Below are 24347 nucleotides of genomic sequence, written 5' to 3' on the forward strand. Positions count from 1 at the left end.
GAAAATATGAAAAATAAAATTTTTTCAAATAATTTCTTAAAAAAAGTTTTGACAGTTTCATCAATAGCTATGGCTGTGTCAATTCCTACAACATTAAGCCTTTCTTTAAATAAAAAAGAAGCTTCTGCTTGGGTGCCATATGAAACTAACACGGTTCATGTAGGTCAAAAGAAAAAAGAAGGAATTGATTTTACTGTTGGATATGAAGCAAACATTTGAAAAAGAAAAAATGTTTTTTCTTCAGATGAAGCATTTTGAAGAGGTAATTCATGAACTCATCATAACTGACGTAGAAATAATCTGTATTATATACCTAAAGCAAATGCTGATAAGATAAAATTAGTTGATACTATCTTTGTGGATGAAGGTGCTTTTTCTGGAGGTGTTTCATTTTCGGGAGGAGTTGATGGAGGAATGCCATCTGCTATGTTAGATGTGTCGTTTAATGCTTCTTTTACAACAAATAGCTATACATCGGAATATCAAGTACAAGATGCATGACAATTTAACAATTACTATAGTTATTATGGTAGAGCTTGAAGCATAATAGGACAACATCAAGCCACATCAGCTACATACATTTTAAAAGATAGAAAGGCCATTTTTACAGTACATACTGAAGTTGATAAAATAAATCCAAGTAAGATATATGAAAATATTTAAATTCAAAAATAAATACTTAATTGTTTCTTTAATTGCATTAGGAAGTTTAAGCATATCTGTACCATTGATTATTCATTTTTCAACTTCACAAAGTTATAAAAATTTGAATTTTAGTGAAAATTTAACTAGTTACACAAATAATTTAAATGTGAATTTGCCTGAAAATACTTATGAAAAAAAGCAATACTACGAAAATGGAAATTTAGTTTATTACACTGATCGAATAGAATTGTTATCTCCAGTGACTGCTTACGAAATATCTTTATATGCTCAAAAATTAAGTGCAAAAGAAAAACAGTTTGTCTCAGAAAGTGTCGACTGGGAAAAATATTTAAAACTTAATTCTATAAATTATCTAATCAATTTGTTAAATCCGTATTTTGTTTTTAAAAATCAAACAGAAGAAAACTTAAAGATTATTGAAAATTATCTAGATAAGTATTTTGATAAAGAAACAAAAGAATTTAATTTACAGACCTTTGATCTTGATATTTGAACAGTTTTCCGATTTGTCGAATCGTTCTATCTTAATGAAAATGCAAGACATTTACTTAAAAAATATAGCTTTAAAAATTCTCTACAATATCTTATATCAAAGATACAGGATAAAGACCCTTTAAGCACTAACAAAATCTTTTTATATCAATCTTTAGTGTATACCGATAATTTGAGTCTTATTGATTTGAAAAACAATTCAGATTTTGTCGAGTATAAAAAATATGTTAAAAAATGAGAAGAATCTTATAATTCGAAAAAAGGTTATAGTGATATCGGAAAAATTAGTGATTTGATTGTATTGCTTAGACAATCCAATCAGATATCTGAAAACGAATATGACGATCTCATTAATAAAGTTTTATTTTGAAAGGAAATGATATTAGAAAAAGGAACTTCTTGATTACTTGTGAATTTAAGAGACTATTTTACTACAGAAGAATTAACCAAAAGATTTTATAATGATATTTCTAAAATTGAACCAGTAATTCGTTTTGATAGTAAATCAAATTTTTATTGAAAAGTTTTATTTCAATTTGATAACGAGCATAATCCTGATTCAACAACAATTGTTAGAGAAGAAATTTTAAAAGCGCTTAATGATAAAAAGGCATATGTTGAACCAGAAGACTTTTTATACTTATTAAAATATTCTGATAACTTTGATAAAGAGTTTATTGTCAAAAACTATTTATTACTTGAAACATATTTTCAAAATATGGTTAAATACAGTTCTGCTGGTTATAAAACAATTGTAAAAATTGCACTTATTTTATCAACTTATGCTAAAACTCCAAAAAATATACCTTTGCAGATATATAATTATTTAAAAGAACTAGTTTCTGAGTCGAAATTAAAGGAAATAAATAAGATCCCTCCTAATCTTTTAGCTGATTATTTTTTCCTCAATAGCATTATCGTTGACGATATAAGTAAATCAGATAAAGAATTGATATTAAATACTATACGAAAACAAAACTTAGAATTTTTTCTTTCTTTAGATGAAGAAGTATTGAAATTTCTACACTCAAAAAATCCTAAAATTTTTGATAATGTACAAATCAAAGAGAATTTCGGTACTTTTGACAAATCAGAAAAAATTTATAAAACTTTTTTAATTAAGTCTTTAAAATCGAATGCATAAAATCCCAAAACGAAAACATTGGTCATATATTTTAATTTTAGTTATTTGTTTATTGATCATAACCATTGTTATATTGTTGTTTAAAATTAATATTTACTCCATTGACGGAGATTCGATGCTTCCAACGTTTAAAAATAAAGAAAATTATTTAATTTGAAAAACCAAAAATGTGTCGGTAGGAGACGTAATTGTTTTTTCTAAAAGCGACCATGTAGTAATTAAAAAAATCGTTGCAGGACCTCATGATGTAATAGAAATATCAGAAAATAAAATTTTAGTGAACTCAATTGACATTAGTGAATATTTTATTTTTGATAATTTAAAACAAGATCATTTACAAATAAAAGTACCTGAAGATAAATATTTTGTTTTAGGAACAAATTTACCTAAAAGTATAGACAGTAGAAGTTTCGGGTTTCTAACACAACAAGACATAATTGGCAAAATTATGTTTAAAGTTAGCTAAGAAATATTTTGAATTTAATAATTTCAACACATCATCATTTGTATGATGTGTTTTTTGATAAATAAAAATCACACCAAGGAAATTAATAGTGTGATTGATTAATGGTATAGAAATTGTTAAGTTCAATTAAAACATTCCACCGAATCCACCGTTTTTAAATTTGGTACGCATTTCGGTCATTTTTTTAGACATAGATTCAAAATCAGAAAGTAATTTATTGTATTCTTGTGCACTTCTTCCGCTTCCTTTTAGAATTCTTTCTTTACGAGAAGCGTTTTTTAGCAATTTAGGATTGTTTCTTTCTTTTTGAGTCATTGATGACATTAAAATTTTATATGTTTCAAGTTTTTGTTCGGCATTATCTAAATCTTCTTCTTTGATTTTATTTGATAATTGTCCAGGCATCATTTTAAGAATTTTAGAAAACTTACCTAATTTTTTAATTTCTGTAATTTGATCTAATAAATCGTTTAAATTAAAGTTACCTTTAAACATTCTTTCGATCATATTAGCAGCTTTGTTAGTGTCGATGGTATCTTCAACTTTTTCAATTAAGCTAAGCACATCACCCATTCCTAAAATTCGATCAGCCATCCGATCTGGGTGAAATAAATCCAAATTAGACACTTTTTCCCCAGTACCAATAAATTTAATTGGTAAGTTAAGAACTTGTCTGAGTGATAAAGCCGCCCCTCCACGAGCATCAGAATCCAGTTTGGTAATAATTGAACCGCTTAGTTTTAAATTATCATTAAAAGTAGAAGCTACATTAATGATATCTTGTCCCGATAAAGCATCCGCAACAAAGAGAATTTCGTTTGGATTAGTGAGTTTTTTCACCTCTACAAGTTCATTCATTAATTGTTCGTCAATGGATAATCTACCGGCAGTATCAATTATAATTAAATCATTTTTGTTTTCTCGAGCGTATTCCAACGCTTCAGTAACAATATCTTTAACTGGATGTGTGGTTCCTTTTTCAAAGTAATCTACTTGAATGCTTTTAGCTAAAGTAACTAATTGATCAACAGCGGCTGGACGATAAATGTCAGCAGCAACTACAAGTGGTTTTTCAATAAATTTCTTTTTACGTAAATAATATGCTAATTTAGCAGTAGCAGTTGTTTTCCCTGACCCTTGGAGTCCGCACATCATAATAACATAAGGTTTTTTGGTGATGTTAATTTCTTGAGTTTGTCCACCAAGAATTGAAACTAATTCTTGGTGAAAGATTTTAACCATTGTTTGGGATGAGTTTAATTTACCAATTACTTGACCTTCTTCAAGTGCCTTTGTTTTAACGTTATTAATAAATTCCTTAACAACTTTTAAGTTAACGTCAGCTTCAAGAAGAGACATTTTTACTTCACGAATTACTTCTAAAATATCTTCTTCACGCAATTGTGTTTTTTTGGACATTTTAGCTAAACTTTTTTGTAATCTTTTTTCTAAAAAACTAGTCATGTTTTAATTATACTCAATGCAATAAAAAATACAATTATTTAAAACACTGTATTTGTTAAATTTGTTAAAATATACTTATTAACTTATTTAGAAAATATTTAATTTTAAAAGGAAATAATATGCGTAAAATTGTTAGAAGAAAAAACAAAGAACGTGCAGAAAAACGTGCACACAAATTAGCTCTTGAACTTGCTAGAGCAAAAAGAAGAGCAGAAAGAGAGCAAAACAATTAGTGATCTAATTGTTTTTTTAATTTATGTTTACAAAAGGTTTTTTTCATTGATTTGGATATTCGGTAAAACCTTTGCATTATAAAGGAGATATTAACGGCTTTAGTGCTACTCCTTCAGATATTTTAATTACAACTAACTTAAAGTTTGCATTAATTATCATTATTTTTGCGACCATTGTTGCTTTATGACTTTCAAAAGTAGTTATTCATCAATCTTACTCTCAGTTGCGTAAAAGCAATCCTTTTAAAGTTGCTATACTTAATCAAATCTCTGGAGCAATAGTACTTATTTTTGTGTTATTAAGAAGTTTGATGCTAGTTTTAGATAAATATCCAAACGCTTGGGAATCATTGCCGTTGCAGTATTGCCGAATTATGATTGTAATTCTTGGAGTATTGCTTCTTTTAAATAAACCTAAGTTAGTCAAATATATTGCTGTAGCTTGTGTGTTTGGTGGTTTAATTGCTTTAATTATTCCTGATTTATCAGTTAAGTACTTTCATAATGGCCCACAAACACATTATGACAATGTTGCAATACACACTGGAGAAAATATCTTTATTTTTTCTTGAAAACAATATTACTTTTATGATTATTTCTTAGCACATGGTTTTGTTATTATTGCACCTATTTTATTAAGTATTTTTTATCCTTTTAAAATTACACTCAAAGAAAACTTAAAGATTATTTTACTTTTTGCAGCACTTATTTTATTGTTTTATTTAATTAATTATTTAAGCGCAAAATATTCAACCACCAATGCGTGAGTTACTAATTATTTTTACTCTGGAAGAGCAGGAGTAAATACCAACAATAAAACAATTAAAGCAATTACTTCTCCTAAATTTATTTTAATTACCGAATTGGTGGCTTTAGTAGTTTATGTATTTATTTCATCGTTATTTTACGGACTACAAGATTGTATAAAAATTAATTGAAACAAAAATAAGTTTATTAAGATTGCTTATAGCAATCGCTTATCTGAATACTTTGATTCGTTTAAAATTAAAAAGCAAACTCCAAAAAATTAAGTTTGCTTTTTAATTTCATTTGAAAGTTTTTCAATGTCATTTGCACTACCTGAAATAACAGAATTTATTAGATTTTGTTTTTGAATATCATCAAATTTAGAAGAACGATTAATTAAATCAATTAATTGGTTTTTAGAGTTTATTAACTGTGAAATTTCGTTACTTAACTCCAAAAAATGTTCCTCAGCTTGAGTTTCACTAAAATAATTTGTTCCGACTTTAATTTGATTTAGCTTATTCAAGTATTCTTTTTTAAGCTGATCGCTTAAAACATTCGAATCTTGTATAGTTACGGATAAGTTCAAGACTTGATATTTTTGCTTGTTATCTGAATCATTTTGAGAAGTGCTTTGATATTTACGCATAATTGTAGAATATACAACAATAGAAGAACCTAATGCCAGGCAAGAAAAAGTCACTAAAGCTAGAATTCAAAATTTACTTTTTTTAGTCATAGTGAAATTTTATTATATTCGTTAAATAAGCTGAATATTTTTTTAAAGATCTTTAAAGATTGTTTTGTGAAAATGAATTCAAAAATATACTTAAATTTATATATTTTTATCTGAAAAATGTGTTAAAAAAACTTTTAATATAAAACCTATTTTTTCTAACTTAATGATAAAATTAAATAGCAATAAAATAATTTAATTGCAGAAAGTAGAATCACTTCTCACCTGATGGCCAATAGCCTTGGGTTTTGCTACAATTAAATGTATCAACAATAATCAAAAGAGATTTTTGATACCTTTTTTAGTAGAGAAGTGGGCAACCACTTTATTTTTATTTAAAAGGAGTTAATTATTCAAAGTCAAAGAAAACAAAGAAGACCTGCTGCAGAACACTATGTTGATTCAGCAATTCCATTTAAACAAGTATTTTTAATTGGGTCAAACGGTGAACAATTAGGTGTTCATTACACAGTAGATGCTATAGAAAAAGCAAAAGAAGAACGTAAGGATTTAGTTTTAATTGCAACTGAACCTAAACCAATTGCAAGAATTTTGGATTACGGTAAATTTAAATATGACCGTAAGAAAAAACAAAAAGAGATCAAAGAAAAACAAACTAATGTCCAAAATCGTGAAGTGCGTTTAACACCTCTTATTGGAGAAAATGATTTAATGGTTAAAAGCAAAAAAGCCAGAGAATTTCTTCTCAAAGGAGATAGAATCAAAGTTTCTCTTAAGTTAAGAGGTCGTGAAATAGGAAGAAAAGATTTAGGTTTAGCCACTTTAGAAAAGTTTTTCAAAACTTTAGAAGATATCGCTGAAATCACTAAAGAAGCTAAATTAGTTAATGATCGTTTCTTAGACATGAATCTCCAGCCAAATAAACAAAAAATCGCTAAATACTTAAAAGAATTAAATTCTGACAAGCAAAAAGAAGCTAAAGAAGGAGAAAACAATGCCAAAGATGAAAACTAAAAGCGCTCTTAAAAAGCGTATTAAAGTTACAGGAACAGGTAAAGTTTTAAGAGAACAAGCTTACCGTTCACATTTAGCACAAAATAAATCAACAAAACAAAAACGTCATGCAAGAAAATCAGTTCTAATGTCAAAAAGCGACCTTAAAAGATTTAAACAAATGTTCTAATTTTGATTGTTTTATTTATTTTAATTCACATATGAAATTTATAAATCATACAGAGAAAGGAAATAATTATGGCAAGAGTTAAAGGTGGAACAGTTACAAGAGCAAGACGTAAAAAATGAATAAAATTAGCTAAAGGATACTTTGGACACAAATCAATTGGTTACAAAGTTGCAAAACAAGCAGTTGTTAAATCATGAACATATGCATTTAGAGACCGTAAACAAGTAAAAAGAAACTTTAGAAAATTATGAATCGCTCGTATTAATGCGGCAACAAGAATGCACGGAATGAGCTATTCACAATTTATTAACGGACTTAAAAAAGCAAACGTTACAATTAACCGTAAAATGCTTTCTGAGTTAGCTATTAACCAACCAAACACATTCAAATCATTAGTTGATTTAGCTAAAAACTAATAATTGAAGCGCCAAAGCGCTTTTTTATTTACAAATATTTTTTATAATTCTTTTATGCAAACTCTCTTGAAAAAACTTCAAAAAGTCAATCGATTTAACTTTTTATCTATTTTAGCTTCAAATAATGAAGCAAAAATTTTGAAATATTTTGACTCAAATAGATTAATTTCATTTGATCAAATTATTTACAAATTTAAAATATCAATTTTAACCATTATTTCGTTAATCGCTTTGTGAAATTCGGTCTTTTTATTTTTCTATATTTTTGATTTTCAAAGTAAAACTTATCATACCGTTGAAATAGTTTCAATAACTATTATCTCACTTATTGTAGGAGTTATTGTTGTGTGAAATATATTTGATTTACTCATTTTGTTTTGAGAACATCATGTCCAAAAAAGTAAGTTTAAGTTTCTTAAAACAACAATAAAAAAAGAAAGTGAAAAAATTGAGTTTTTAAATGAGGTTTTTGATAGTGAAAAAGCTTCTAATGCTCTTTTATATAAGTCAAAAGATTTTAATCAATTAATTATTAATGTTGAGCTTGTCAGTTTAAATTTAGCTTCAGATAAACAAAAAGCGCTCGCAACCTTACAAAAAGTGACAAAATTAGAAACAAATATTTTACAAATTATTAGAAGTCGAACCTTGAAAAAAGTGGCTGTGCCATTATTTGTCAATTTGCTATTGTGATTTTCGATTTTTATTTTAATGATTTTATTAACATTAATTGTGTCATATAAATTACTTGAATTGCCCGAAGGAATTAGAATCACAAAAAGTATAAATGAAGGATCGTTTTGAGATATTTCATCAATTTTTGTGACTTTTGCTTTTATTAAAACATCAAACTACTTTAAAGAATTTCAAGCCCAAAAAGAACAATATATTCAAACAATTTTACATAATAACCAAAATGCACAAAATATGCTTGCACAACTTTCTATAGAAAAGCTTAATTATCAGCAAATCATTGAAATCTTGATGAATTTAACTTTTGTAAATGATAAAAAGTTTATTAAACTTTATAGAAGACAAACCAAAATTAACAAATACAAGATAACCAACATTTTAAAAGAAATAACCAAAGAATTTCAAAACCAAATTGAAAATTAAAGGTTATTTCTTTTTCTATAATTTAACTAAAAATTTGTATTATTAAAATATGGTAAAAAAGATGTTGATGTTAACTATGGTTTTCTCTGGTTCTTTATTAACTTCTTGTTCAAGTGTGCAAGTTTATGTACATAAAGAACCAAACAAAAAGGAAGAGTTATTTAAAATACAGCAAAATCAATTAATTAAAGCTCCGATTTTAAAAGTAATTGATGGCGACACTATTTTAGTGAAACTTAAGAATTCGAACCAATCAGTTCGTTTTTATGGGATTGATACTCCTGAAACTTATAAAGAAAATCATAAAGAAATGTTAGCTAAATACGAAAATTTCTATGCTCAAAAAGCAAAAGAATATTTAAGTAATTTACTTGAAAAACATGAATATGTTTATCTTTATGAGCAAGGAACAGATGTTTATAAACGAATGATAGCAGTAATTTATTTACCTGAAGAGCAAGTCAAAATAGATAATTCAGTTAATAATAATTTAATTGAAAATGGATTTGCTCGAGTGGCTTTTATTTGTGAAAATAACTGTCGTTATTATCAAGTTAAAAATGAATTTCAAAAAGAGTTTTTACACACATTAAATGACCAAGAAACCAAGGCAAAAAATCAACATCTTAATATTTGAAGTAAAAATATTCATGAAGTTTTTCACAAAAGATGACCTTAAAAAAGTCATTTTTTATCACCTTTAGGTACTCTATTTTTAGTAAAAATAGAGTAAAATTAAAACAATGAAAAAGGATTTAAAAAATAACTTAAACTTCCCTAAAAAAAGTTATTTTTGATTAGGACCCAAATTTCGTGATTTGGGACTTTTTCAACGTTGAACTATTAAGAAGATGGTGGTGGTGGCAATGTTAATTGCTATTTCAGTAGCTTTTACTATTATCTCTTCTCAAATTGTGCCATTGGCTTCTATTCCTACTTATAAAATTGCTTTTATTGGTTTACCAGTGAAAATCACAGGGTTTATTTTTGGTCCGATAATTGGGTTTTTTGTTGGTTTAATAGCTGATTTAATTTCGCTTTTATTTATTCCGCCAGCCACTTATCATTTTCTTTATACAATTGCAACTGCTATGAATGGTCTTATTGCTGGACTTGTTGGGTGATTTTTTATTAGATTTTTAAACTATTCATTTAGCAAAGAGATTAAGGCTAAAAATTATGATTATAAAATTTGATATTTAAGTTTTAAATTAGAAAAAGCAATTCAAAAAGATAATTCAAAATTAGCGGCTAAAATTTCAGAAAAAATTATTAAATATAGAAATTTAAGAGATTTTGTTTTAAGATACGGAACCACTGAAAAACTCAAAAACATTTATATGATAACTTCATCTGTGATTATCATGAGTATCATTATTACCATTGTGGCTATTATTTTTCAAATTCCAGCTCATGAATTCTCAAAAGTAGCCTTTTTAAAAGGTCGAATTCCAGTTTTAATTTTTATGGTTACTGGTTATTCAGTTATGTGTGGTTTTGTTATTTTAGGACGTTATTATATGAGTGCAACCAAATACTTTATTTTCGCTCCAATTATTGTTTTTTCTTCATTATTGGAATTTGTCAATTTACCAATTTTATCATTGGCAGATTCAATTGGATTAGGAAACGGATCTCAAGAAATTCTTTTTTGAATTATCTCAAGAACAGTATTTAGCCCTATAAAAATTTGATTTAATATTTTTGTTATTTACTTCTCGTATTCAGTTATTTACAAACTTGTTAACAAAAACAAAAACAATACTTACAACTAGATGCTTATGAAAAAACAGAATTTACTTTTAACAATGGAAAACATTTTTAATTATAAATCAAAAAACGGTGATTACCGTTTTTTGAACATAGCTAAAATTGATATCTTTGAACAAGTTCCAACCGTTTTTTACATAAATTCTGAATATAATGATTTTTCTTATTCAAGTTTTTGGAATTCTTTAATTGAAAAAAACGCTACAACCTTATCTCTTTGATTATCTGCTGAAGAAGACAAGTTTCGTAAAATTATTTTTAATAAATCAGAAGTTAACGACCACATTGATTATCTAAAATTAAAAAATGTGGTTAAAAAAAGTGATCATAATTTACCAATATATACTGTTTGAAAGGATTGTCTAAAAGAGTATCCTAACACCACCGAAACTCGTGAAGAAATTAAAAAGTGATTTAATAATTTTGAAATTTCAACAAAGAATGCTTTTTATAATGTGCTCACACAAAATTCCGAGCAAATTGTATCTGCTATCAATGAATTCACAAAAGAGATTTCGTTATTAGAAAATAAAATTAAATCAAAAAGTGTTGTTTTATCTGAGTCTGATATTGTTGAATTTTTAGAAAACTTCAACAAAGAAACATTAAGAATCCAAAATAACATTTTTGAAAAATATTTGGAAGTGTTTCAAAAGTTAAGTACAAGATATGAATTTTACTCAAAAAATCAATTAATATTAAATGGTACAGCACAAGAGCAACAAATCAAAGAATACAAAATTCAACTAAAGTATTTAGATGACATTTCTAAAAGTTCAATTCACAAAGTTTATAATGATTTGAAAATTCGTGACATTTTAAGTGAAATTGAATTTTATAAAAACTATCGTAATAAACTTTCAACTCAGTCGTTGCAACAAATAGATTTATTTAAAACTAGATTAAAAAATCAAATTACAACATTAAAAAGCGAAATAAAGAAAATCCCAGGAATTAATCCAAATAAAGAACAATTATACAAAAACTACTTTTATTTAAGATCGTTGCTAAAATTGTGGTTTAAAAACAAGCAATACTTTAAATACTCTTCAATTGATACTTTAGAAAAAGTTAACAAAAATTTAATTGCAGAAAAAATCTTCTTTAATATTGGAGACAAAAAAAGTATTTATAAGCTCTCACCAATAAAAAAATTCTTTATGTATAAAGAACTTGAATTAGACTTTGATGAAAAAGCCCAAAAAGCTTATGAGGAATCAGACAATCAAGCTCTCTTAATTCAAAAAACTATTGATAAACTCCAAAAGAAACTCAAAAAGATTACTAAAAATTCTTACAATCAAATTACCATTAAAAAAAATATAGTTAAGTATCAAGCTCTCGAACAAAGAATTAAACTCGCTGAAGCAGATTTAGATTGAAACAAATATTCTGAACAAAAACTTTACAAAAACGCACTAAAAAATAAAAATTTAAAAGTTAAAAAACTTATTTCAAATACTAAGAAATCGCTCAAAGAAGCTAACAACTTTTTTAAATTTTTCCGTGAATTTATAAATTCGCATCCAAATAAAAGTGTAGTGCTCTCAAGTGATGAATATATTAAATTTGAAAATTTCTTTACTCAGTACATTGATTTAGATTTATTTAATGATTTTATAATTCAACTTGGAGAATTTACACTAGATCGTAACAAAGGAAGTTCAAAATTTATCAATTACTTTGTAGCAATGATCAAGTTTGTTAAAGCTTATGAATACTTATCAATAAATAACATTAACTTTTTCAACCGATTTAAAGATTTAAACTTTCTAGAAGCTACTAAATTCAAACTAGTTAAATATTATTTAAACCCTACTAAAGTATTATTTATCGAAGATGATTCAAATATTAATAATTACAATATCAAAAATGAATTTCTAAGAGTTTTTAAAAACATTGCAATGGATAATGGAATAACATATGTGTTTTTAAGTGAAGATACTAAGTTTATAGTTAATAATTTTGAAGATATTCACATTTTTTACAACAATACAGCCATTGAAGGTGGTAAGTTAAGAGATGTAGTTAAAAATCCAATTCATCCAATTACTAAAAAGATTTTTAATAAGAGTGCTCCAAAGAGAAATTCACTTTTAAAAGAAACTGAAGATTATATTTTTAACGAAATTATCCCAATTGAAACTGATAGTGATCATTATGTTTACAGCAAGTACAAAAACTTTAAACAATGAACTAATTCTTTGATTGAATTTCATGAAAATTATTCAAACTCAAGCACTGGTACTTTTAATTTGAATTTAAATGATTTCATTAATACAAATTATCAGTCTTTTTTAGAAAATCAAGAGTTTTTATTGACTAATTTTCAACAAAATCATCGTCCTGAACGAAAAGTTTTACCTTTAGACTTTAAAAATGATCATTTTGAAACAAACAAAGAAACTGCAGATACCGAAAAACTTCTTTAACACCTTTAAGGGTGTTTTTTGTGGTAAATTTTTCATTTGTGCTGTTAAATCGGTAAAACTGGTAAAATTTATATGCAATCTATATATAAATAGATGTGTGCCAACGGTAACCAAAGGAGGAAAAAATGACACCACACATTAATGCAAAAAAAGGCGAAATTGCTAAAACAGTAATTATGCCAGGAGATCCACTTAGAGCAAAATTTATTGCTGAAACTTATTTAGATCCTGGATATAAATTAGTTAATTCAGTAAGAAATATGTTTATGTACACTGGTACTTACAAAGGGAAACCAGTTACTATTGCCGGAAGTGGAATGGGTTGTCCATCAATTGGAATTTATTCATATGAATTGTTTAAGTTCTATGATGTTGACACCATCCTCAGAATTGGTTCAGCTGGTTCTTACCTTAAAGAACTAGGACTTTATGAAGTTGTTCTTGCAACTGAAGCTTATGCTGATGGAGATGCTTTTAGAAGAATTGCTTTAGGAAAAGAAGGGAACGTTGCTTACCCTTCAACTGAAGTAAATGAAGAACTTCAAAGCATTGCCCAAAAATTGGGTGTAAAACTTAATTTAGGAAGAGTACACTCTTCAGATGTGTTTTATTCAGCTTTATCTGTGGAAGAAAGAATTAAACTTTCAGAGTCAATTTGTGTTGAAATGGAATCATATGCTTTATTTACTAATGCAGAAGCAACTGGTAAAAAAGCCGCTTGCTTATTAACCATTTCAGATAATTTAATCACTCATGAAGAAACTTCTGCACAAGAAAGACAAACAGCATTTACAAAAATGATGGAGATTGCTTTAAATTTAGCAAAATAATATGCGTGTAGTTGATATTATTGATAAAAAACGCCACAACTTAGAATTAAGTAATGAAGAAATTAAGTTTTTAATTACTTCATACGTAGAAGGTAAAACACCTGATTATCAAATGAGCGCTTTTTTAATGGCGGTTGTATTTAATTCAATGAATGCTCGTGAAATTGCAACTATGACCAAATACATGATGCATTCAGGAGATGTTATTGATTTAAGTTCAATTCCTGGAATTAAAGTAGATAAACACTCTACTGGTGGAATTGGAGATAAAACTACTTTAGCAGTAGCACCAATTATTGCTGCTTTAGGAGCTCCTGTAGCAAAAATGTCAGGAAGAGGACTAGGTCACACAGGAGGGACAATTGATAAACTCGAATCAATTCCTGGATTTAATGTTGAGCTTAGCGAAAGCGACTTCAAAGCACAAGTTAAGGAGCATTTAATTGCGGTTATTGGTCAAAGTGGTTCACTTGTGCCTGCTGACAAAAAACTGTATGCTCTTAGAGACGTAACAGCTACTGTTGAATCTATCCCTTTAATTGCTTCAAGTATTATGAGTAAAAAATTAGCTACTGGTGCTGATGCAATTTTACTGGATGTTAAATGTGGTAATGGAGCATTCATGAAAGATTTAGCTTCTGCCAAAGAATTAGCTACCACAATGATTAACATCGGTAAAGAATTAAATGTTGATGTTAGAGCTGAAATTACTAATATGTCAAGACCAATTGGTCGTGAAATCGGAAATAAAAATGAAGTTCTCGAAGCTATTTTAACCCTTAAAGGACAAGGTCCTCAAGACTTTAATGAATTAGTATATTCTTCATGTGCAACTATTTTAGAACAAGCTAAAATTGCCTCTTCACATGAACAAGCTTTAGAAATGGTAAAAGAAGCAATTAAAAGTGGTAAAGCATTAGATAAATTCTATGAATTTATTGCTTTACAAGGTGGAGATGTTAAAGCGCTTCAAGATCCTAACTTTTGAGCTCCAAAATACAAATTAGAAGTTATTAGTGATCAAGAAGGCTATTTAGAAATTTTTGATGCTTTAACTTTTGGAATTGTTTCAATGAAATTAGGTGCTGGAAGAGCAACTAAAGAAGATTCAATTGATTTTGAAGCTGGAATTACTTTAAACAAAAAAACTAATGAATTGGTTCAAAAAGGTGATGTATTATTTACTTTATACTCTTCAAAAGAAATTGATCCAACATTAGTAAACGAACTTAAAGAAGGTTACAAATTTAATAAACAACCAATTGAAAACAAAATTATTTTGGATAAATTGGCATAAAGGAAGAAGATGAATTACAACAAAATGATTGATCATACATTTTTAAAAGCTGAAGCAACACACAAAGACATTGACAAGCTTGTGGATGAAGCTAAAGAATATGGATTTAAAACTGTATGTGTAAATTCAGCATATGTAAAATATGCTAAAGAAAAATTACAAGGTAGTGACATTGGTATCACTTCTGTGGTCGGATTTCCTCTTGGGGCTATGATTACTCAAGCTAAAGCTTTTGAAGCTAAATTAGCAATTGACCATGGTGCTGATGAAATTGACATGGTGATTAACATCGGAAAATTCAAGCAAGGTGAATACGAATATGTTTTAAATGACATTAAAAAAGTTAAAGAAGCATGTGGAAGTAAAGTACTTAAAGTAATTATTGAAACTGCTCTTTTAACTACTGAAGAAATTAAAAAAGCTACCGAAATTGTTATGAAATCAGGAGCTGAATTTATTAAAACCTCAACTGGATTTAGCTACCGTGGAGCTACTTTAGAAGATGTGCAAACAATGAAAAGCGTTTGTGGAGATTCTTTATTAATTAAAGCTGCTGGTGGAATTTCAAATATGGATGATTTAGTGGCGATGTATAATGCTGGAGCAACTCGTTTTGGAACCAGCCGTTCAGTAGCTATTGTTAGTGGAAAAAGCGCCAAAGGCGGATATTAATTTTTAAGATGCACATTTGTGCATTTTATTGTGCTTTTAGTAATTATGGTTTATAATTAAAATATTAAAAATACAAAAAAAGGAGTAAATTTATGGCAAAAGTGTTATTTTTAGAGGGAAACCTTAGTAAAAGTGAAGCATCATACTCTTCACAAATGTTATATGAGTTTTTAAACCAATACAAAGTTGCACACCCAAATGATGAAGTGGAATTAGTTAATTTAAACGAAACTGAATTTGCTAAAACTTTCTTACTTAATTCAAATATGTCAACTTTTTGGACTGATGTAAATTCAGATAAATGAATTAATAAACTCAAAGAAATAGATAAAGTTGTTATTTCATGTTCAATGACTAACTTTGGACCTACTGCAGTGGTAAAAAACTTTATTGATGGAGTTGCGGTAGCAAATAAAACTTTCTCATACAAATATTCTAAAAAAGGTGAAGCTAAAGGTCTTTTAGAAAACCTTTCAGTGATGGTTGTAGCTTCTCAAGGAGCTCCAAGAGATTGATATTTATGAGGAAGCCACATTGAATGACTTAAAGGAACATGAAACTTTTTAGGTGCTAAAAAAGTGGATACAATTGAAATTGCAGGAACTAAATTGGCTCCAGTAAATGAAAAAACTCCACAAGAATACGCTGCAAGCAAACGTGAAGAATTACTTGAAAAAGCAAGAAACTTTTAATTGATATTTTTAGAACATTCCTTTGCGGGATGTTTTTTTATACAAAAAACAACACACCGAATTTTGATGTGTTGTTGAACATATTAATCTTCAAATAGTTCAAAAAATGAATCTAAATGTACACCATCATCATTTTTAAGAAAATCATTAACCTTATCAATTGAACTATAACCATCTAATTTGACAAAATAACTGTTTTCATTAACTTTACAAATGATCATTGTTAGAGATTTCACATCTGATTGTGTTGCATTTTTAAAGGATTTAACATAATTTTCATACGAATTTAATAAATTCTGAGTTTTATTGCTATCTATATCTGAATTTCCGCTTTTTATTTCAACAAATAAAGCATGTTTAGCATTAATTAAAAAGAATGTATCAGGATAAGATTTTCTAATTGTATTATCCTCTTGTGTTTCTAAATAATCAAAAGATGAACCAACTAATTTGGGATTGATACTTCATAAAGTTACTTTTTCTTTAACTTTGTTTCTTTCTTTTAATATGGTTGTAATTAATGAAAAAAACTTTTGTTCAGCAGAAGAGTCTAAGTAAAGTTTTTTATCTCCCTTAGTACTGATTTTTTCATACGCAAAACTTTTAAATTCATCTGATTTAGTGTTTACCTGATTAAGTGCCTTTATGTTTTTGTTTTCTAACTCAAGCATTGCTAAATCAACGGATTGATAAAATAATTCAGGAATATCTTTAAAACCTAAATTGTAAGAATCATTTGATATATTACTATTTGCTAGTTTTGTATAGTATTTAAACTGCTCGATAATTAAAGGCATCAGTTTTTTATAAACAATATATTCGAAAATGTCATATGAAAAAATGTCGTTATTAATTTTTTGAGACAAACTTTTGTAAATATCCTCTAAAAAAGATTCATTAAACATATTAAAATATTTGTTTAATTCTTTTTTTTGGTAATTTACATAAAATCTTAAGTCTAATTGATTTAATAATTTTGAAACAATATAAGTTTTGGTTTGACCATTTCCAATATTATAATTTCTCTCTTCTCCTATGATATATCCGTGAGTATCATAATATTTAAGTAAATAATCAAATTCGTGATTTATGTTAGTATAGTTTATTATTTCAGAAAGTTTTTTTGCATAAGAAGTTTTATCAAAATTAATTGTTGTTAAATTGTAAACTAATTGTCCGATAGGAACAGAATAATTCTGCTTTGCGATTTTTTTCTTAAGTCTTCAATAATCGGTCTTTTTGTTAATGGTAGATGTGGCATTTGAATATATATAATAATTTAAGGCAACACTATTACTTGAAAATTTAAATTGAGGGTTTGGGTTTCTTTTTATTCTCCCGATTGTTTGTATGTTTAAAGATTCTGAAAACACCTTACGTAGTTGAACAAGCATGCAAGCACGAGGTATATCTCAACCTGTTGCAGGACCCACTTTAAATATGATAACATCTATAGAAGAACTATTATCAGAAAGTGTGTTTAGAGTTATTTTTTCTCTAGTGTTTGAAGAAGTCTTATTTTCACTGAAATATTTAGCTCAAGTTAATCCGTGCTTTTCGATTATTTTAATATATTCTGTAACTACGAGATCGTATTTGTCCTCTTCTTCAGGTTTTAGATCTTTATCTTTTTTTCTGCTTCGTACTTGTATTAACATTGCAGGATTAATTCCTAGTAAACCAGGCTCTTGTTTTTCATTTCCATATTCTTTTTTTAAAATTTTAAATCTTTCACATGCTTTTTCTAAAAGAAAAATATCATCTAATGATTCAGCATTTTCCAAATCTATATTAAAAATGCTGTTTCTTTTCAGAAGAATAATATCGTCATCAAAAATGTCTTCTTCGGTTATTTCTACTAAATTTTCATTTGATGTAGGAGTTGCAGTCATATGGACAGAAAAGGAAGCAACATCAGACACTAATTTTTCAAAATTATTAAGATTTTCGAGTTCCTTTTCATCATTAGTTTCGTTAGAATTCTTTTTATTATTATTTGATTTTGTTAGTTTTGTTCCAATGTGTGCTTCGTCACGAATGTAAATCAGATCTACGCTAGGATCGTTTTTTATTTCATCTAATAACGCTTCGAAAACTCCCGTTTCAGAATAAATTCTTCCTGATCCAAATGAAGATTTTCCGACTATCATTACATCGGTATTTTTATAGCTTAAATTTAAATTTTTGTCTTTTGTCTTTGTTTCTTCATTAGAAGGAGAATTTACATACAAAATGTTAATACTGTTATTTTGTAAGAAATTCTTATATATATTAAATTTATATTCTAATTGTTTAGGCAATTCGGCAACTGAAATAGTAGCTACTAAAAAGAATATTTTTTTATTGGTAAAGTTATTCGAAATTACTCTATCAATAAAGTTTGCTATTATAAATGTTTTACCGCTTCCGGTTGGAGCTTTAAAATTTACTTTTTTGTGTTCGTGATCATTGTTCCTATTTTTTCAATAATTAAATAAATTGGATACAGTATTTTCTTGTGAATTAGATAATTTATACTTAAAATTACTCATCTTCTTCACCTTTCGATGAAATAGGCAATAATGATCTAAGTTTAGGAATAATGTTGTTGAGTTCGGAAATAGTAATTTTTATATTAAAATCATTAAGCATTTTTTGAATTTCATTTAATAATGATTCAACTTTATTCGTCTTACTTAAGGATATATTTGAATAAAGTACTCCGTATGTATTTAAATTTTGATTAAATGGATTATTTGTATTTATTCAATCAATATTTTCTCCATTTGAACCTTTCCCGATGTTTATTCTATAAAGCCTTTCAAATGTAATATTTTTCCCAATCTTATTTTCATCATTTGTTATTAAAGTAAAAATTCTATTCCCTTCATCACTTTTGTTTAATTCTAACACAGCATGTCCGGTGGTTCCTGATCCTGCAAAAAAATCTAAAACTCGAGCATTTTTATTTGGATGCAAATTTAAAAGGTAAACCATTAAATTCACTGGCTTAGGATGGTCAAACACTTTTTTTCCGAAAATCGCTTTTTGTTCGTTTGTACCGACTGAATTTTTTACTCTTTTGTCATTTGGCACGAAGTTTTCAAACAAGGAAGTTTTGCTTTTTAAATTATCTCAGTTATCAACAAATTGATAACTTTTAACCTTTATACTGTTTTTATCGAAAACGATATAATCGTTTTTTATTCCTCATTCTAAGTGATCTTTTTCTCACATTCATGTTCAATCTTTTTCTGCACGTATTCCATTTTTTCTATCAAGTCACCTTTTTTCGCTTCCTCCTGGATAATATTTAATTTTGTTATACTCAAAGCAATAATCTAAAGATTTGCTTCATCTATGTGAAGCGTTATCTAATTTGGTTAAATAATATAATCCCCTTCTGTCAAAATGTTTGTCTTTTAATTTGAATTTTTTGTTATGTATATCTGCAGGTTTTTTGTTTATTTTAACTACATTTATATCTTTTGCATATAAAAGAACATATTCAAAAGTAGTTTTAATAAATTTGGCGTCGTTTGAACCGGTAGTGTTCTGTCAAGTCAAATTGCAAATAAAATTTTCTTCACCAAACACCTCGTCCATCAATACTTTTAAATAAGCATGTTCATGATCGTTAATAGAAATCAAAATAATTCCATCGTTTTTCAAAAGTTGTTTAGCCAAAAGCAATCTTTCGTTCATCAAGTTCAATCAGCCATTTCGACTAAACTTATCACGATAAATAAACTTTTTATTTTTGATAAAGTCTTTGTCGTTAGCAATGAAATTACCTTCAGCAAGAGAATGTTCAGTATTATAAGGAGGATCGATGTAAATTACATCATAACGAGCGTTAACGCTCTCTCTCTCTCTCTCTCCTTCTATAAATAATAGGTTTTTAAGAGCATCATAATTTTCACCGATAATTAAGGTGTGTTCTAAATTTGAATCATTTAATTTAAATGATAATTCTTCATTTTTCTTTAAATATGCGATAGTATCTACCTTAGCAGTTGGTGCTGCGTCAAAAGTAAATCCAATTTTTACCCTTTGGATTAAAAGTTGGTAAACATTTTGCAACATTTCTTCAGTTGCGTCTTCTTTTTGAGCAATAGTTCTTAAAATTTCTTTAATTAATTCTTTTTGATCTAAATTTAAATTTGATTTTGAAATCTCATCTACTTTGAGTAGATATTGATTTAAAATTTCTTTAATTTGACTCATTGTTCCTCCAATATAATATTTTTAAAATTATAACGATTTATAATCTAATGTTTGTTTGATTTTTAAAAATGAATAAGCATTTAAGTAAAAACTACATTAAAAAAGAGGTCAACTGACCCTTTATGCTTTAGACCTCTTTACGAAATTGGTTTTTAATTATTTTAGAAATTAATACTCAAAATAAGTAAGCAAATGCTCAAATTGTGTTTACAAGTGAAACTACAGTAATCGCTGAAACAACTCCATGCAATCAATTAAATAACATTGGTTTTTCCGAATACAAACTATGAGCGTTTCATTTAGGTGATAAATCATATGTTCCACCACTTGTTAAATAGTTATTAGTAAATTTGTCATCAAATGTAAAGGAAGATTCTAATAAAAGAAACATTACAAAGAATCCTATCATTGAAATACCAATAAAAAAGACCCCTAAATTATTAATTTGAATTTTTCTATTATTTTGCAGATGCTTACTTTTTAAATATCAAAATGGAATAAGCATTTCAAGTATGCTTATATATTTTTGTTTGATCAAATACAATGAGTAAATAAGTTTTAAAAAAGAAATTCAAAACAAAATAACTAGCGAAACACCAGATAAATATGAATATAAAGATTTTGAATAATTGTGATTTATGTTGATGCTTAGAGCTAAAAGATAAAAAACCCAAAACATTATAAAAGCAGAAAGTAATATTAAATCTATAAATACAAATTTTAATTTGGTTTTTACCATTATTTAATCCTTTTGCTCTTGTTAAAGAGCTATTATTTTTTAACTATAATTAAATTTTACAGAACTTTCAACATAAAAACCTAATATCAGATAAAAACGAAACAATTGTGAAAAGAAATTTCATTTTTTAACATTTTCTAGCGAAAATTTAATTTTTATTAATTGTATATTACTTTGTATCTTGATTATACGCGGATACTTTAATATAAAAAAACAACCCGATTCTATTTGAAAAATCGAGTTGAGTTACTTATTTAACATTAATCAAGAAGTTCGTTTAAAGATTCAGTAAAAATAGGGTGAGTGTAAATAAAATCTCTTAGTTCTTGATATTTAAGTTTTTTAGAAATTGCAAGCGATAAAATGTTAATCATTTCGGCAGCTTGATAGTGGAACAAGGTTGCACCAATGATATAACCATTTTCATCAATTAACACTTTTGAAAATCCAGCAAGCTCATCAATTACATGAGCTTTAGGAATTTTTGCTGTTGGAAGCATTTTAACTGTGTAATTAATATTTAAAGCTTTAGCTTGTTTTTCGTTTAAACCAGTACGCGCATATTCAGGATCAATAAATGATGTAAAAGGCACATTAGTTCTATTTGTTAAATTATATTCAACTTCTTTACCTAAAATTTGTGGCAATACAATTCTACTGTCATCTAGAGAAATATAGGTAAATTGAGCTCCTCCCTTAACATCTCCTACGGCTCAAATGTGTGATTGTGAGGTTTGTAATTTTTCATTTACAGCTACAGCATAGTTTTTAACTTCAACTCCAGCAGCTTCTAAATTCAATCCATCATAATTTGGAGTTCTACCCACTGACACAAGCACTTTGTCAAAGTTGTGTAATTCACCGTTAATTTTTACATTAACTCCATTTTGAGATTCCTCAAAACCTTCAATGTTAGCGTTAAACACAAATTCAATTCCTTGTTTTTGCATTTGTTCTAATACTGCTTTAGCATCTGATTCATCTTCAGAAGGCATGAATAAATTGTTGTTTTGAGCAATAGTTACTTTTGTTCCGAAGTTATTAAAGTAAGTAGCAAATTCTAAACCGATAAATCCAGCTCCAATAACAAGCAATTTTTCTGGTAATACATCTAAATCTAAAATTTGATCACTAAGTAAAACGTTAGGGTTGTTTCTACCTGGTAAGTTAATATCACGAGATTTAGCACCAGTGTTGATAATAATTTTATCTGCTTGAATCAAGTGTTCTTGATCAAGTGATTGCACTTTTAATGTATTTTGATCTACAAAAGATGCATCTCCTAAAAGTAAGTCTACATTTGCTTTGGTATCTAAATTAGCAAAGTTAACTTTATTTAATCTAGCCACAAAGTCAAATTTATGTTTAATAGCATGTGCATATGCTTGCTTGTTTAATTCAAAATCTCTTTTGATTCCTAATTTTCTTGTTTCTTTAAGCACTTTTGAAAGGTGTGTAAGCGCTTTAGTTGGTAAACATCCAACGTTAATGCATGTTCCTCCATACATTTTAGGGTCTTTTTCAATTACAAGTACTTTTAAATTAGTGTTACCTAATTTTGCAGCAATTGTTTTTCCACCCTTTCCTCAACCAATAATGGCAACATCATATTTTTTAACTAATTTTTCCATACTTTAATTATATGTCTATTGGAATTTTTATTAGGTTTCTTAAAAAGTTTTTTGAGTGCTAAAAATGTAAACAAAGGAAATTTTAATTTAAAAAATAAAACACACTTAAAATCAAAAAGTGTGTTTTTGCATATTTTTTAGGTAAAAAATGATGTTTTTACTTATTTAAATGTTTTTGGACATATTCTTGTAATTGTTCTACTTTATCAAGTCTCTCTCAAGTTAAATCAACATCAGTTCTTCCAAAGTGACCATAATAAGCAGTTTGTAAGTATTTTGGTTTTCTTAAATCAAGTGATTCAATAATTCCTTTAGGAGTTAAATCAAAAAGTTCATTAATAGCTTGTTCAATTAGTTCATTTGGGACTTTGTTGGTTCCAAATGATTCAACCATTACTGAAACTGGTTTAGCAACTCCAATAGAATAAGCAATTTGAATTTCAATTTTATCAGCTAACTTTGCTGCTACGACATTTTTAGCAATTCAGCGAGCAGCATACGCTGCTGAACGGTCCACTTTAGTGGCGTCTTTTCCTGAGAAAGCTCCTCCACCATGACGAGCCGCTCCTCCGTAAGTATCAACAATAATTTTTCTTCCGGTTAATCCTGTATCACCAATTGGTCCACCAATTACAAAGTTTCCAGTTGGATTAATTAATAATTTATCTGGAGCTTCCATATTGTATTTTTTAAGCACTTCTCCTACAACATTATTTTTGATGTAGTTTTCAAACTCTTCTTTGTTGTATTTTGGAGAATGTTGAATACTAAATAAAATAGTATCAATGGTTGTTTTATTAGGATTTGTGTAATCTAAAGTCACTTGTGATTTCATGTCTGCTTTAGCTCATTTAAATTGACCACTTTCTCTTAATTTATCAGCTGTTTTTACAATTTCGTGAGCAAGCATAATTGCTAGTGGCATATATTCTGGAGTTTCATTAGTTGCATATCCAAACATAATTCCTTGGTCTCCAGCTCCGAGTTCTTGTCCTTTTTCGCTACCAAGTTCCACCCCTTGGTGAATGTCGCTTGATTGCTCTTTAATGTCAACGATAATACTGGTTTTATATGAATAATATCCCAGTTTTCTTAAAATATTTTTAGCAATGTCAATTACATCAATATCCACATTAGAATTAACCTCACCAGCAATAACAATCATATTTCCGGATGCTAAAGTTTCAATAGCTACTTTCGCATATGGATCCAATGTTAAATATGAATCTAAAATTGCATCAGAAATTTGGTCACATACTTTGTCGGGGTGACCTCTACCTACTGATTCGCTAGTAAATAATTTTCTCATAAAAAAATCTCCTCTCAAATTAGCAGGAGAACATACATGTATTCAAGCATGCTGGATTTCTCCCTGACTATCCACCTTACTTAAAAGGTTGGCTACGGTCAATGCTGTCAAGCTACCGTACTCTTTATGCTAATTGGACTTTAAT

Annotated in this window: 22 protein-coding genes; 15 read left to right on the forward strand and 7 right to left on the reverse strand. The window is 27.6% G+C overall.

The annotated features are described in order from the left end of the window. Nucleotides 1-6 precede the first annotated feature (6 nt). Genes EXC45_RS03285 through lepB form a run of 3 tightly spaced genes read left to right on the forward strand, consistent with a single transcriptional unit; the run spans nt 7 to nt 2768 of the window. Nucleotides 7-663 carry a hypothetical protein gene (locus EXC45_RS03285; RefSeq protein WP_129693797.1) on the forward strand — a complete coding sequence of 219 codons (657 nt, stop codon included), beginning with the start codon at nt 7-9 and terminating at the stop codon, nt 661-663. Further along, on the forward strand, nt 650-2302 hold the full coding sequence (locus EXC45_RS03290; protein WP_036434295.1) for a hypothetical protein: 1653 nt from the start codon (nt 650-652) through the stop codon (nt 2300-2302). Before EXC45_RS03285 ends, EXC45_RS03290 begins: the two co-directional genes overlap by 14 nt. Then, complete coding sequence (gene lepB / locus EXC45_RS03295; RefSeq protein WP_084272198.1) at nt 2295-2768, forward strand: signal peptidase I; 474 nt, start codon at nt 2295-2297, stop codon at nt 2766-2768. The genes EXC45_RS03290 and lepB overlap by 8 nt, the downstream gene beginning before the upstream one ends. 126 nt (nt 2769-2894) lie before the next feature. Here lepB and ffh read toward each other — a convergent pair whose 3' ends face one another. Further along, nucleotides 2895-4232 (reverse strand): signal recognition particle protein, encoded by a 1338-nt coding sequence (gene ffh / locus EXC45_RS03300; protein ID WP_036434291.1) that lies wholly within the window; start codon nt 4230-4232, stop codon nt 2895-2897. A 256-nt stretch (nt 4233-4488) separates the two neighbouring features. Between ffh and EXC45_RS03305 the strand changes: the two genes are divergently transcribed. Beyond that, nucleotides 4489-5496 carry a TMEM164 family acyltransferase gene (locus EXC45_RS03305; protein ID WP_036434287.1) on the forward strand — a complete coding sequence of 336 codons (1008 nt, stop codon included), beginning with the start codon at nt 4489-4491 and terminating at the stop codon, nt 5494-5496. Here EXC45_RS03305 and EXC45_RS03310 read toward each other — a convergent pair. Then, on the reverse strand, nt 5493-5951 hold the full coding sequence (locus EXC45_RS03310; protein WP_129693798.1) for a hypothetical protein: 459 nt from the start codon (nt 5949-5951) through the stop codon (nt 5493-5495). The genes EXC45_RS03305 and EXC45_RS03310 overlap by 4 nt on opposite strands. A gap of 348 nt (nt 5952-6299) precedes the next feature. Between EXC45_RS03310 and infC the strand changes: the two genes are divergently transcribed. The 11 genes from infC (at nt 6300) to EXC45_RS03365 (ending at nt 16317) form a co-directional block, all read left to right on the forward strand. Then, entirely contained in the window at nt 6300-6923 is a 624-nt protein-coding gene (infC, locus tag EXC45_RS03315; RefSeq protein ID WP_084272197.1) for a translation initiation factor IF-3, read from the forward strand. After that, nucleotides 6904-7092, forward strand: a complete 189-nt coding sequence (gene rpmI, locus EXC45_RS03320) for a 50S ribosomal protein L35 (protein ID WP_036434280.1) — start codon at nt 6904-6906, stop codon at nt 7090-7092. Before infC ends, rpmI begins: the two co-directional genes overlap by 20 nt. A gap of 68 nt (nt 7093-7160) precedes the next feature. Then, nucleotides 7161-7508, forward strand: a complete 348-nt coding sequence (gene rplT, locus EXC45_RS03325; protein ID WP_036434278.1) for a 50S ribosomal protein L20 — start codon at nt 7161-7163, stop codon at nt 7506-7508. A 54-nt stretch (nt 7509-7562) separates the two neighbouring features. Next, nucleotides 7563-8624, forward strand: a complete 1062-nt coding sequence (locus EXC45_RS03330) for a hypothetical protein (RefSeq protein ID WP_036434275.1) — start codon at nt 7563-7565, stop codon at nt 8622-8624. 49 nt (nt 8625-8673) lie between these two features. Then, complete coding sequence (locus tag EXC45_RS03335; RefSeq protein WP_084272196.1) at nt 8674-9303, forward strand: thermonuclease family protein; 630 nt, start codon at nt 8674-8676, stop codon at nt 9301-9303. A 64-nt stretch (nt 9304-9367) separates the two neighbouring features. Beyond that, on the forward strand, nt 9368-10399 hold the full coding sequence (locus EXC45_RS03340) for a folate family ECF transporter S component (protein WP_036434272.1): 1032 nt from the start codon (nt 9368-9370) through the stop codon (nt 10397-10399). A 6-nt stretch (nt 10400-10405) separates the two neighbouring features. Next, nucleotides 10406-12826, forward strand: coding sequence for an MAG1360 family OppF-related protein (locus EXC45_RS03345; protein WP_036434270.1), 2421 nt, complete (start codon nt 10406-10408; stop codon nt 12824-12826). A 125-nt stretch (nt 12827-12951) separates the two neighbouring features. Continuing rightward, entirely contained in the window at nt 12952-13656 is a 705-nt protein-coding gene (gene deoD, locus EXC45_RS03350) for a purine-nucleoside phosphorylase (protein ID WP_036434267.1), read from the forward strand. A 1-nt stretch (nt 13657) separates the two neighbouring features. Then, nucleotides 13658-14953, forward strand: coding sequence for a pyrimidine-nucleoside phosphorylase (locus EXC45_RS03355; protein ID WP_036434263.1), 1296 nt, complete (start codon nt 13658-13660; stop codon nt 14951-14953). A gap of 9 nt (nt 14954-14962) precedes the next feature. Next, nucleotides 14963-15625 (forward strand): deoxyribose-phosphate aldolase, encoded by a 663-nt coding sequence (gene deoC / locus EXC45_RS03360; RefSeq protein WP_036434260.1) that lies wholly within the window; start codon nt 14963-14965, stop codon nt 15623-15625. A 92-nt stretch (nt 15626-15717) separates the two neighbouring features. Next, nucleotides 15718-16317, forward strand: coding sequence for an FMN-dependent NADH-azoreductase (locus tag EXC45_RS03365; RefSeq protein WP_036434257.1), 600 nt, complete (start codon nt 15718-15720; stop codon nt 16315-16317). A gap of 83 nt (nt 16318-16400) precedes the next feature. On the opposite strand, the gene EXC45_RS03370 is transcribed toward EXC45_RS03365, so the two are convergent. The 5 genes from EXC45_RS03370 to metK form a co-directional block, all read right to left on the reverse strand. Beyond that, the gene (locus tag EXC45_RS03370) at nt 16401-18848 is read right to left on the reverse strand and encodes a DEAD/DEAH box helicase family protein (protein WP_036434255.1); all 2448 of its coding nucleotides are present in this window, start codon (nt 18846-18848) and stop codon (nt 16401-16403) included. Beyond that, entirely contained in the window at nt 18841-20523 is a 1683-nt protein-coding gene (locus EXC45_RS03375; RefSeq protein ID WP_036434253.1) for a site-specific DNA-methyltransferase, read from the reverse strand. Before EXC45_RS03375 ends, EXC45_RS03370 begins: the two co-directional genes overlap by 8 nt. A gap of 127 nt (nt 20524-20650) precedes the next feature. Beyond that, nucleotides 20651-21202, reverse strand: coding sequence for a hypothetical protein (locus EXC45_RS03380; protein ID WP_129693799.1), 552 nt, complete (start codon nt 21200-21202; stop codon nt 20651-20653). 320 nt (nt 21203-21522) lie between these two features. Continuing rightward, a complete protein-coding gene (locus tag EXC45_RS03385; RefSeq protein WP_036434248.1) occupies nt 21523-22893 on the reverse strand; it encodes a dihydrolipoyl dehydrogenase family protein in 1371 nt (456 codons plus the stop codon). A 157-nt stretch (nt 22894-23050) separates the two neighbouring features. Beyond that, entirely contained in the window at nt 23051-24202 is a 1152-nt protein-coding gene (gene metK / locus EXC45_RS03390; protein WP_036434245.1) for a methionine adenosyltransferase, read from the reverse strand. Nucleotides 24203-24347: the final 145 nt, after the last annotated feature.

Source organism: Mycoplasmopsis columboralis, from assembly GCF_900660675.1.
Taxonomy (GTDB): domain Bacteria; phylum Bacillota_I; class Bacilli_A; order Mycoplasmatales; family Metamycoplasmataceae; genus Mycoplasmopsis; species Mycoplasmopsis columboralis.